8 protein-coding genes and 3 pseudogenes are annotated in these 11,824 nt (G+C 70.8%); 5 read left to right on the plus strand and 6 right to left on the minus strand.

The annotated features are described in order from the left end of the window. The first annotated feature begins 8 nt into the window (after positions 1–8). From ACTT8P_RS36585 to qcrB, 3 genes are all read left to right on the plus strand, one after another. Positions 9–1,088: an enolase C-terminal domain-like protein gene (locus tag ACTT8P_RS36585; RefSeq protein WP_442836119.1), complete on the plus strand. Its 1,080-nt coding sequence runs from the start codon at positions 9–11 to the stop codon at positions 1,086–1,088. After that, positions 1,085–2,896 carry a glycoside hydrolase family 15 protein gene (locus ACTT8P_RS36590; protein WP_442836113.1) on the plus strand — a complete coding sequence of 604 codons (1,812 nt, stop codon included), beginning with the start codon at positions 1,085–1,087 and terminating at the stop codon, positions 2,894–2,896. The genes ACTT8P_RS36585 and ACTT8P_RS36590 overlap by 4 nt, the downstream gene beginning before the upstream one ends. Positions 2,897–3,157: 261 nt before the next feature. Continuing rightward, on the plus strand, positions 3,158–4,804 hold the full coding sequence (gene qcrB, locus ACTT8P_RS36595; protein ID WP_442836120.1) for a cytochrome bc1 complex cytochrome b subunit: 1,647 nt from the start codon (positions 3,158–3,160) through the stop codon (positions 4,802–4,804). A gap of 137 nt (positions 4,805–4,941) precedes the next feature. On the opposite strand, the gene ctaF is transcribed toward qcrB, so the two are convergent. Then, entirely contained in the window at positions 4,942–5,331 is a 390-nt protein-coding gene (ctaF, locus tag ACTT8P_RS36600; RefSeq protein WP_442836114.1) for an aa3-type cytochrome oxidase subunit IV, read from the minus strand. Next, positions 5,328–6,905 (minus strand): aa3-type cytochrome oxidase subunit I, encoded by a 1,578-nt coding sequence (ctaD, locus tag ACTT8P_RS36605; protein WP_442836115.1) that lies wholly within the window; start codon positions 6,903–6,905, stop codon positions 5,328–5,330. Before ctaD ends, ctaF begins: the two co-directional genes overlap by 4 nt. 7 nt (positions 6,906–6,912) lie before the next feature. Here ctaD and ACTT8P_RS36610 point away from each other — a divergent pair, with 7 nt between their 5' ends. Further along, positions 6,913–7,113, plus strand: coding sequence for a hypothetical protein (locus ACTT8P_RS36610; protein ID WP_442836116.1), 201 nt, complete (start codon positions 6,913–6,915; stop codon positions 7,111–7,113). A 445-nt stretch (positions 7,114–7,558) separates the two neighbouring features. Here ACTT8P_RS36610 and ACTT8P_RS36615 read toward each other — a convergent pair. The 4 genes and pseudogenes from ACTT8P_RS36615 to ACTT8P_RS36630 all read right to left on the minus strand — a co-directional run bounded on the left by ACTT8P_RS36615 (position 7,559) and on the right by ACTT8P_RS36630 (position 10,723). Next, positions 7,559–8,342 (minus strand): annotated as a pseudogene (locus tag ACTT8P_RS36615) (sensor histidine kinase). Further along, positions 8,335–8,709 (minus strand): annotated as a pseudogene (locus ACTT8P_RS36620) (response regulator). Before ACTT8P_RS36620 ends, ACTT8P_RS36615 begins: the two co-directional pseudogenes overlap by 8 nt. 92 nt (positions 8,710–8,801) lie before the next feature. Next, positions 8,802–9,422: a VanZ family protein gene (locus ACTT8P_RS36625; RefSeq protein ID WP_442836117.1), complete on the minus strand. Its 621-nt coding sequence runs from the start codon at positions 9,420–9,422 to the stop codon at positions 8,802–8,804. A gap of 50 nt (positions 9,423–9,472) precedes the next feature. After that, positions 9,473–10,723, minus strand: coding sequence for a serine hydrolase domain-containing protein (locus tag ACTT8P_RS36630; RefSeq protein WP_442836118.1), 1,251 nt, complete (start codon positions 10,721–10,723; stop codon positions 9,473–9,475). Positions 10,724–11,241: 518 nt separating this feature from the next. Between ACTT8P_RS36630 and ACTT8P_RS36635 the strand changes: the two are divergent. After that, positions 11,242–11,748: pseudogene (locus tag ACTT8P_RS36635) on the plus strand (ATP-binding protein); the annotation flags it as partial. Positions 11,749–11,824: the final 76 nt, after the last annotated feature.

Raw genomic sequence — 11,824 nt, forward strand, 5'->3', positions numbered from 1 at the left:
TGGCGCACCTGTCCGTCTCCGTGTACCGCGTCCCCACCGATCTGCCGGGCGGGGACGCCACGCTGACCTGGGACGCGACGACCCTCGTGCTGGTCGAAGCCGCCGCGGCCGGTCGCACCGGCCTCGGCTTCACCTACGGTTCGCCCGCCACCGCCGCCGTGGTCGGGCACGAGCTGGCGGACCTGGTCACCGGGCACGACGCCTTCGACGTCCCCGCCGCCAACGACCGCATGAGCCGGGCCCTGCGCAACGCGGGCAGGCCCGGCATCGCCGCCGGCGCCGTCTCCGCCGTCGACATCGCCCTGTGGGACCTCAAAGCGCGGCTGCTGGGACTGCCGCTGGTGCGGCTGCTGGGCGCGGCCCGCGACGAGGTCGCGGTGTACGGCAGCGGCGGTCTGACCCCGTACGACGACGGTCAGCTCGCACGGCAGCTGCGCGGCTGGACCGACCAGGGGATCGACCGCGTGAAGATCAAGGTCGCCGAGTCCTGGGGCCGCGAGGAGGCGCGTGACCTGCACCGGACCCGGCTGGCCCGCCGGGTGGTGGGCGACGCCGCCGAACTCTACGTCGACGCCAACGGCGGCTGCACCCGCAAGCAGGCCGTACGCATGGCGGCCGCCATGGCGGACTCGGGAGTCACCTGGCTGGAGGAGCCCGTCTCCTCCGACGACCTGACCGGGCTGCGCGAGGTGCGCGACGCCGTCACCGCCGACGTCGCGGCCGGCGAGTACGGCTACGACCTCCCGTACTTCTCCCGGATGGCGGCCTCGGGCGCCGTCGACTGCCTCCAGGCCGACGTCACCCGCTGCGGCGGCGTCACGGTCTGGCTGCGCGCCGCCGCCGTGGCCGAGGGGCTCGGGCTGCACATCTCCGGCCACTGCGCCCCGCACCTGCACGCGCACGTCGCCGCCGCCGTACCCAACACCCGCCACCTGGAGTGGTTCCACGACCACGTCCGCGTCGAGAACCTGCTGTTCCGCGGCACCCTCGACCCTTCAGGCGGCACCGTCACGCCCGGCGCCCGCGGCGAACCCGGCCACGGCCTCACCCTGAACCGGGACGCCGCCGACCGATACCGCACCACATGAGCCGGCCCGGCACGTCCGAGGAGCAGGCCCGGAACGAGGACGCCGCGCGGGCCCCGGCGGACGGTCCCTGGACACTGCGCGACTACGCCCTGATCGCCGACGGGGAGCGCGGCGCGCTCGTCGATCCGCGCGGCGGGATCGTCTGGCTGTGCGCACCCGCCTGGCACGACGGCGCCGTCTTCAGCGGCCTGCTCGGCGGGCCCGGCCGGTACCGGGTCCGTCCCGCCGACCGGTGGAACGTGTGGGGCGGCTACTACGAGGACGGCACGCTCATCCGGGTCAGCCGGTGGGTCACCGCCGACGGGATCGTCTCCTGCCGGGAGGCACTGGCGGTCCCGGCCGACACCGGGCGCGTGGTACTGCTCCGCCAGATCCGTGCCGTACGCGGTGACGCCCTCGTCGACGTCGGCCTCGACGTGCGTGCCGGTTACGGACAACACCCCATGACGGACGTACGGCAGGACGGCGGACCGTGGCGGGCGCGCAGCGGCCCCCTGCACGTGAGGTGGTCGGGGGCCGCGGACGCCCGGCCCGACGCGGACGGCGGGCTGCGCACCCGGCTGCGACTGCCGGAGGGCGGTGTGCACGACCTGGTCCTGGAAATCGCCACGCAGCAGCGCAGCGACCTCCTCGACCCGCGGGCTCTGTGGCGGGCCACCGAACGGTGGTGGCGGTCAGCCGTGCCCGACTGCGCCGACACCGCCGCCCCCCGCGACACCCGGATGGCGTACGCGGTCCTGAACGGCCTCACCAGTGCCGCCGGGGGCATGGTCGCCGCGGCCACCACCTCGCTGCCGGAACGCGCGGACACCGGCCGCGACTACGACTACCGCTACGCGTGGGTCCGCGACCAGTGCTACGCCGGCATCGAGGTCGCCGCGCACGGTCCCCACCCGCTGCTGGACCGGGCGGTACGCTTCGTCACCGACCGCCTCCTGGCGGACGGCGCCGAGTTGCGTCCCGCCTACACGGTGGACGGCGAGCCGCTGCCGCCGGAGCGTGAGCTGCCGTTCGCCGGCTATCCCGGCGGCGGCGACCGGACCGGCAACCGGGCGGGCCGGCAGTTCCGGCTCGACGTCTTCGGGGAGGTGCTCCAGCTGTTCGCCGCCGCCGCCCGCCACGGCGTCCTCGACAGCAGGACGGTCAAGGCCGCGACCGTGGCGGCCGACGCGATCGCCGAGCGCTGGGGTGCGCCGGAGGCCGGGCTCTGGGAGCTGGAGGAGCGCTGGTGGACGCACTCCCGGCTGTGCTGCGTCGTCGGCCTGCGCGACCTGTCCCGGCAGCTGGGCGCGACGGCGCCGGCCGGCTGGACGCGGCTGGCCGACCGGATCCTGGCCGGCACCCGGTCGCGCTGTCTGCACACCGACGGGTACTGGCAGCGCGCCGCCGACGACACCGGCCCGGAAGCGGCCTTGCTGCTGCCGCTGGCCCGCGGGGCGGTGCCGCCCACCGATCCCAGTCTCGCGCTGACCCGCTCGCAGGTGGTACGCCGGCTGGCGGTGGACGGTCACGTCTACCGCTTCCGGCACGGCGAGGAGCCGCTGGGGGACGCCGAGGGCGCGTTTCTGCTGTGCGGCTTCACGATGGCGCTGGCCGCCCACGCGCAGGATCTGCACACGGAGGCGGCCCGATGGTTCGAGCGGACGCGTGCGGCGTGCGGGTCGGCCGGGCTGTTCGCCGAGGAGTACGACGTGGCCCAGCGCCAGCTGCGGGGCAACCTCCCCCAGGGTTTCGTCCACGCCCTGCTGCTGGAGTGCTCGGCGCGGTTCGGGCAGGCGCCGAAATCCGTTCCGTCCGCAGGCTGGTGAGCGTTCCGGTGCCTTGTCAGGCAGCGTTCGCGGGTGTCGCACGGGGGTGTGGCACGGTCATCGCCGGGACCGGCCGGCCCGGCGCGCGCGCCGCAGGCTTCGGACACCTGCCAGTACCGCCAGCGTGCCGACGGCGCCCAGTGGCAGCAGCGCCCGGGAACCGGGAGCCTGGGGCCGCCGCGGAGCGGCCTGCCCGGCCCTGCCCGGGGTACGCCTGTTCCGGACCGTTTCCCGTCTGTCTGGTGTCGAGGGGTGTTGCTTGTGCTGCTGTCCCGGAGCAGAGCGCGGCTGGAACAACGGGCCGGACGGGCGGCCGGGGACACGGCGCTGTATCTCGACCGGCGGCTGCCGCTCGCCTCCGCCGCCCGCGCGGCGCTGCGCAAGGCGTTCCCCGACCACTGGTCCTTCCTGCTGGGCGAGCTGGCACTGTACAGCTTCGTGGTGCTGCTGCTGACCGGTGTCTGGCTGACGCTGTTCTTCCAGCCAAGCATGTCGGAGGTCGTCTACCGGGGCTCGTACGTGCCGCTGCGCGGCGTCCGGATGAGCGAGGCGTTCGAGTCGACCCTGCGGATCAGCTTCGACGTGCGGGGCGGTCTGCTGATCCGCCAGATCCACCACTGGGCCGCGCTGGTGATGGCCTCCTCCGTCGGGGTGCACATGCTGCGCGTGTTCTTCACCGGAGCGTTCCGCCGGCCCCGGGAGGCCAACTGGCTGATCGGGCTCACCCTGTTCCTGCTGACCATGCTGGAGGGCTTCGCCGGCTACTCGCTCCCCGACGACCTGTTGTCCGGCACGGGCCTGCGGACCGCCCAGGGCTTCGTGCTGTCCGTGCCCGTCGTCGGCACCTACTTGAGCATGTTCCTGTTCGGCGGGGAGTTTCCCGGGCACGACATCGTCTCCCGGCTGTACCCCGCCCACATCCTGCTGTTGCCGGGCGCGCTGCTGGCGGGCGTCGTCCTCCACCTCATCCTGGTGTTCCACCTCAAGCACACCCAGTGGCCCGGCCCCGGCCGGACCAACCGGAACGTGGTGGGCAACCCGATGTTCCCCCAGTTCGCCGTACGGTCGGCCGGGTTGCTGGCGATGGTCTTCGGACTGCTCGCGGTGCTGGCCGCGGTCGGCCAGATCAACCCGGTGTGGAACTACGGCCCCTACCGGCCGGACCAGGTGTCCAGCGGTGCCCAGCCCGACTGGTACCTGGGCTTCGTGGAGGGCGCCATGCGGCTCCTGCCGGGTTTCGAGACCCGGCTGTGGGGCCACACCGTCTCCTGGAACCCGTTTCTGCCGGCCGTCGTCTTCCCGTTGCTGTTCTTCGTCGCGCTGTACCTGTATCCCTTCCTGGAGCGCTGGATCAGCGGTGACCGGGGCGAGCGGCACCTGTGCGACCGGCCGCGCGACGTACCCGTGCGCACCGCTCTGGGCGTCGCCGGTATCGCCTTCTACGGACTGCTGCTGTCGGCGGGCGGCCAGGATGTCCTCGCGCACACCTTCGACGTCTCGCTGAACGCCCTCACCTGGTGCCTGCGCGTCGCCGTACTCGTCGGTCCCGTGCTCGCCTTCTGGCTGACCCGCCGGATCTGCCTGGCCCTCCAGTGGCACGACCGGACACGGCTGTCGGAGGGCGACGGGACGGGCGAGATCGGGCAGTCGGTGGCCGGCGGCTACCGGGAGTCCCGCGCTCCCGTCCCGGATCCCGAGCGGCACGCTCTCGTCCACCGCGACCTGCCGCGCCCGCTCCCCGGGCCGGTGAACGGCTCGTCGACGAACCGGCCGGGCGGGCTCCGGCGGGCTCTCAGCGGCTGGTTCCACAGCGACCGGGTGCCGTTTCCCGGCCAGGACTGCGGTGCCGCCGGACAGCGGGACGACCGGACACCGGCCGGTACGGGCGGGGACGACCGGAGCGACTGAGGGGCCGGTGGTGCGGCGCGTGCCACGGCGACGCCTGCCACACCTGCCGTGATGCCCTGGTGCCGTGCGCGGGGGCGCGGGGGCGCGGCCGGTCGGCCGTACGCACGCGGCTGACGGGGGTCAACCGTAGGTGCGTGTCAGCTCTCCCGGGTGCCGTACTGGAAGACGAAACCCAGCACTCCCGGCGCCAGCACTCCGGCGCCGATCAGGACCAGCCACAGGCCGTACACCGCGCCCAGGCCGAGCAGCGCGGTGCCCACCGCGGCGAGCACCGGAAAGGCGCTGCGCGGCGGGAAGAAGGCGACCGGCCCCGCCGCCTCGTGCACGGCCGACTCCTTCTCGTCCTGCGGCAGCGGACCTTCCTTGCGGTGCCGTTGCCAGAGAAAGAACGCGACCAGCGCCGACATGAGGCACGAGACCGTCAGGGCAGCGGTGCCCGCCGGCTCGGCCGAGGACCACCCGTAGACGGAGGCACAGACGGCGAAGAACAGACTGACGCCGGCGAACAGGGCGCTTTCGGCCTTCATGAGTGCTGTCCTTCCGCGCCGGACGGGGAGTGGGAGTGCGCGTGCGCGGCGTGCCGGGGATGGTGCAGGTCGAAGGCGGGCGACTCGGACCGGATCCGCAGCAGGGCCACGAAGTTGTGCTCCGGCGGAGGACACGACGTCGCCCATTCGAGAGAGCGGCCGAATCCCCAGGGGTCGTCGACGGTGACCTCCTCCCCGTACCGCGCTGTCCGCCAGACGTTGTAGAGGAAGGGGAACGTGGAGGACCCGAGCAGAAACGCGCCGATGGACGACACGGTGTTGAGGGCGGTGAAGCCGTCGGCCGCCAGGTAGTCCGCGTAACGCCGGGGCATCCCCGCGGCCCCCAGCCAGTGCTGCACGAGGAACGTCAGGTGGAAGCCGACGAACAGCGTCCAGAAGTGCAATTTTCCGAGCCGTTCGTCGAGCATCCGGCCGGTGAACTTGGGCCACCAGAAGTAGAACCCGGCGAACATGGCGAAGACGACCGTGCCGAACAGCACGTAGTGCATGTGCGCCACGACGAAGTAGGTGTCGGTGGTGTGGAAGTCCAGCGGCGGTGACGCCAAAAGCACACCGGTCAGCCCGCCGAAGAGGAACGTCGCGAGAAACCCGAGCGCCCACAGCATGGGGGTCTCGAACGACAGCGACCCGCGCCACATCGTCCCGATCCAGTTGAAGAACTTCACTCCGGTCGGCACCGCGATGAGGAAGGAGGCCAGGGAGAAGAACGGCAGCAGCACCGCGCCGGTGGCGAACATGTGGTGCGCCCAGACGATCGCGGACAGCCCGGTGATGGCGACGGTGGCGCCGATCAGCCCGAAGTACCCGAAGACCGGTTTGCGGCTGAAGACCGGGATCACCTCGGTGATGATGCCGAAGAACGGCAGGGCGACGATGTACACCTCGGGATGTCCGAAGAACCAGAACAGGTGCTGCCACAGCAACGCTCCGCCGTTGGCCGCGTCGAACACGTGCGCACCGAAGCGGCGGTCGGCGAACAGCGCCAGCAGGGCGGCGGTGAGCACCGGGAAGGCCAGAAGTACCAGGATCGACGTGAACAGTACGTTCCACGTGAAGATCGGCATACGGAAGAGCGTCATGCCGGGGGCCCGCAGGCAGATGACGGTGGCGATGAAGTTGACGGCGCCCAGGATGGTACTCAGCCCGGACACGACCAGCCCCATCACCCACAGGTCGCCACCCGCGCCGGGAGTGTGCGCGGACCCGTTGAGCGGAGCGTAGGCGAACCACCCGAAGGAGGCCGCACCGTTGTCGGTGAGGAAGCCCGCCACCACCATCAGGCCGCCGAACAGGTACACCCAGTAGGTGTAGGCGTTCAGTCGGGGGAACGCCACGTCCGGAGCACCGATCTGCAACGGCATCACCGCGTTGGCGAACCCGACGAAGGTGGGAGTGGCGAACAGCAGCATCATCACCGTGCCGTGGATGGTGAACAGCTGGTTGTACTGCTCCGCGGAGACGATCTGCAGACCGGGTCTGGCCAGTTCGGCCCGCATCAGCATGGCCAGCACACCCGCGAACAGGAAGAACCCGAACGCGGTCGTCAGATACATGTGCGCGATGACCTTGTGGTCGGTGGTGGTCAGCCACCGCAGCACGGCCCTCCCCTGCGCCAGCCGCCTCGCCGTCCCGTCCGACGTCCGCGTACCGCTGTCCACCGCCGCCATGCAGCCTCTTCCCGTCACCCGCCGACCCGTGCGCCCCGCCACCTGGGTGACCGGGAAGGCCGACACCGCGTCGCACTCCGACATCGGCGTCTAACCGATGACGCCGCCTGTGAAACCTCGTGAGCGTCGCGGGAGCCGAAGTACCCGGCGAACAGCATCCTGCACCTACCGCTCAGGCGGCGCCACCGTTCTCGAAGTCGAGCACGTTACTGATGCCGCCGCAGTAGGTCAGCTACCGGGAGCAAACTGAGACGATCCCAGATCCGGACGTCTCAGAGTTCTCCGGGCACCCAGGTCAGAGGGCCCCAGATGTCCGGACCCAACTGAGACAGGACAGTGCGGCAGGTGGCCTATCTCATGGCGAACTACCGCGCCACCGTGCGAGCATCCCGCTCTTGCTGACCTTCGATGTCGCTGGCGGGCACGAGGCCACCGGCAGCGCTTCGGCTCCGGGCGTTCGCTCTGGAGGTCGGCGCCGGCGCTCGGCCTGATCGCCAAGAACGGCGCCAGCCCGAACGGGCTCACTCGGGGAACGCCGCCTACGGCGTGCCGGGCAGCCGGACGGTGACGAGGAGGCCGCCGACGGGGCTGGGGGCGAGGTCGAGGGTCCCGTCGTGGGCACGGACGATGCTGTGCACGATGGCCAGGCCGAGGCCGACGCCGGCGTGCTCTTTGGTACGTACGCGTTCTGTGCCGCGCTGGAAGGGTTCGATGAGGGTCGGTACCAGTTCCGGTGGGAGCCGGCGACCCGTGTTCTCGACCCGCAGCACGCTCGTGTCTCTGTGCGCCTCGATGTGGACCGCCCCGGTGCCGTCGGCGGGGAGGTTGTGGACGATGGCGTTCTGGACGAGGTTCGTCACCATCCGCGACAGGAGTTCGGCGGAGCCGCTGGTCGGGGCCGACCCGCCGGGTGACGTCCAGCGCGATCCGGCGCTGTTCGGCGAAAGGAAGCAGCGTTTGGCGGCTTCTTAGGCGATGAGGGAGAGGTCGACGGATCCGGTGGGACAGCGGCCCGTTCTCGGCTGTCCGGGCCGCACCCGTGACCTGTGTGAGTGGTGCGAGCATCAGGCCGGCGAGGATCCATCCTCCGACGAGCCCGAACACGAGCAGGAAGACTGGAGCTGCGGCTGCGGCGGGGACGAAGACTTGCAGGAGGACGTAGCGGTTGGGTGCGACCTTGAGGAGACCCACATCGCTGTCCGGTACATAGCCCAGCAGGAACACCCACACCACGGCCAGCAGGAGAACGCCGGCGAGCAGAACGAATCCGGCGTAGCTGAGGGTGAGCTTCAGTCGGGCGCTGAGCCCTGGGCATCTATGCATACGTTCTGCCGGGAGCGGCGATGTTCCGGTCCGGGGCGCCGGTGTCGATCCGGTAGCCGACGCCGGCCACCGTGGCGATGATCCATGGTTCGCCGAGCCGTTTGCGCAGAGCGGAGACGGTGATGCGCGCGGTGTTGGTGAAGGGGTTGGTGTTCTCGTCCCAGGCCCAGCATGAGGATCGGGATGCCGCTGCCGGAGGCGACGACGCGCCGGGCGACCTCGTCGCCGGGGGTCCGGGAATGTCACGGTCGAGGACCGCGAGGTCGTAGGAGTTGACGCTGAGCGATTCCAGGGCGGCGTCGCCGTCGCCGACGATGTCGGCGGCGATCGCCTCCAGCCGCAGACCGTCACGGACCGCCTCGGCCAAGTAGGGTTAGTCCTCCACGATCAGTACGCGCATGCGTGAAGCTTATTGTCATCACAGCATCGGCGCCGACGGGTGCACACCGGGCACGCGACTCACCCTGCCGACGCCGGCGCGGGGCGGGGCTGGTCCGACGGCACCTCCACCGTAGTGCGCCACAAGCGGCGCGACGCCAGCCCGAACAGCACGGCGCCGGCGGCGTTGACCAGTACGTCATCCACGGACGACACCCTGTCCAGCCGCAGGACGTACTGTGCGGTCTCGACCAGGATCGAGCAGCTCGCCCCGAGCATCAGGATCCGCGGCACGGACGCCAGCGCCGCGAAGATCAGCAGGTTGCCGCCGATCCCGACCGGTCCCATCGTGACCAGGTCCCGCAGCGGGATCGGACTCACCCGGCCGGGGACGACGCCGGCCCCCGGGCCCGGCTGCAGGGTCAGCCATACCATCGGCACCGTCCCGTAGACCATGCCCACCTCGGCCACCGGCATCCGCCACCCCGACGTGACACTGCCGGCGCGCCGCAGGCGCGCCAGAGCCCACACCAGCAGAGCGGCCAATGGCAGCCCGACCAGCGTCATGAGCAGCACACCGTTGGACGTATCGAAGCAGCCGTGCCACCGCCCGGCCATGCAGGCCCAAGCGGTCATCATGAGCGGCCGCCACACGGCGAACAGCACGCCCGCCAGACCGAGGATCGCCAGGCCGGCGAGCATGGGCCGGCGGGGCGGTGCTGACGGAAATGGGCTGTGGTTCATGATCCCCCTCAGCCGCCCGCCCCGCCGGAGGGCGCAGCGCCGGTGATGGCCTGCGTTTGCTGCTCGAGGATGTCAACCAGGCTGTCGGAGCCGCGGTTGATGAGGGTGACGGCGACCCAGCCGGTGTACGGGTAGATGCTCCAGTTGGCGCCGACACCGGGGTTTCCACCGGCACGCTGGTACTCCCACTGGCCATTGACGATGTCGATCGCGAGGCCGTACGCACCGAACGACGTCGCCCCGTGGGGGGTTCTGGCCCCGAAGAGCACGTCGGCCCAAGGCCGGTCCAGCACCGTGCCGTCGGTCAGCGCCTGCGCGAACCGAACCAGATCCGGCGCGGTGGCGAAGCCGCCGTCCCCGGGGGCATCGATGAAGGCGCGGCCCGGGTTCTTGCCGAGTACGTACGGGTACGGGCTGCCCTGGTCCAGGTTGCGGAGCGCGTCCACCACGCTGCCGTCGGCCAGTTCCATGTAAGGGTGCGCGATGTGCGGGTCGGTGAGCCACTGCGGCCTGGTGTAGAACGCCGAGCTGGTCATGCCGCAGCGCTTGAAGATGTTCTCCTGGACGTAGTCCCAGTACGTCGTGCCGGCCACGGCCTCCACGATCAGCGCGGAGACGGTGACCTCCGCCTCCGCGTGGACGGTGTCGGAAGTGCCCGGGACGCCCACGAGTTTCGCCTGCCGGGCCCGCTGCTCGTAGTACTCGTGCACCTCGTCCCGGCTCTGGAAGACGCGTTGCACGTCCTCGTCCGGGGAATCCAGCCTGGAGGTGCCGGACAGCAGGTGGTGGATGGTCACCTGCTCGGCGATGTCCTTGGCGAAGCCGGTCAGGTGGGCGCCCACCGTGTCCGACAGCCGCAGCTTGCCCTGCTGCGCCAGATGCAAGATGGCCACCGCGTGGAACGGCTTGCCCGCCGAACTGAGGCTGAACGCGATGCCCTCGCGGTTGGGGATCCCCTTCTCCTTGTCGGCCATGCCGTAGCTGCGAGACAGGACCGTGCGGCCCCGGTGCGACAGCAGCACCACGCCGGAGAACTTGCCCTCGGCGGCCAGCTGCGCCACGTACCGGTCGTAGGCTCCGCCGGGCAGGGTGTCCTGCGGGATCCGGTCGTCCCCGGGCAAGTCGGTTGGGATCGAGTCGGCGTGGCCGATTCCGGCGCCTACCAGCGGCACGCCGGCCGCCACCACGCCGGCGGCAGCCAGCCCGCCCCAGCTGAACAGCCGCCGCCGGTCGATACCCTTCACCGAATCCGAGTCCATGATCACAGTCCTTTACCGGTCAAACACATCTGGCGCTGACAGTGATGCGCTGTGTGGTTCATGCCTCCACTGAAGACGCAGGGCTGTTGCGTTGGCGTATGCGAGCTTCGATACGTCCGCGATACTCGGGATCCCCCGCCGCGATCGACGAGGTAGCGGCATGGCCAGTCGCGTTGCTTGATCCAACACACTGCTCTACCGCATCCCGGGCGGCGGTCGGCCGCCTGTCGGAAACGCGGCATAGTCGACCCGCGCGCGCTCGGACCGGTGTTCATGACCATCCGGAACGCGATGCCGCACCGCGCACCGGGACGCACAGATATCGCACTCGCAGCCAACTCCGGTTCACACAACGCCGGTATGACTGCGGGCGCGGATCGTGAAGGAGATGACGAGCGCGACCGCGGCGGCGGCCGGGTGCACCCGGATGCCGAGCGCGGGCGCCGGCCCCGGCGACGATCGCCTGCGTGGCCGTGTGGGTCAGGCAGTGGTACAGGCAGGCCATACGGCCGTCAGCCGTGCCGTGGGTCGTCTTCTCCTTGGTGGCCGGAACCGAGGAAGCCGCGACCACCGCGATCGACCAGGCATGCCGGATGCGCCGACTGCCCACTGTCCGCGGCCAGTTCCCCGACCTGGCCGACGCGGCGTCCCGCGAGCAGAGGTCCTACCGGAGCTTCCTGGCGGAGCTGCTGCTGGCCGAGTGCGACGCTGATTGTGCAGGGGACCGAGGCCGCGATGGCGGGCACCGGGTGAAGTACGTCCCGGCGACCAAGCTGGTCAACGAGCTGGTCGAGGCCGCCGACGAGAATGTCCTGGTTGCGACCATCACCCGCCACGGACGCGTCATTCCTTTATGCATCGACAAACTCGGCTACATGGAACTCGGCCGCCGGGGCGCCGAACTCCTCTTCCAGGTTCTGACGGAGCGTGCGGGCAAGGACTCTGGGGCGATTGCTTCGAACAAGTCGTTCGGCGGGTGGACGAAGTCGTTCACCGACCCCAGGCTCTGTGCAGCCATCGTCGAGGTCGCGTCCCGCGAAGTGGTGTAAGCGATCACGCGCCTTGCTGCCCGCTGTCCGGCTCGCGACGATCTTTCCGCCG

The sequence above is a fragment of the Streptomyces sp. JW3 genome, assembly GCF_052216785.1.
In the GTDB taxonomy this organism is placed as follows: domain Bacteria; phylum Actinomycetota; class Actinomycetes; order Streptomycetales; family Streptomycetaceae; genus Streptomyces.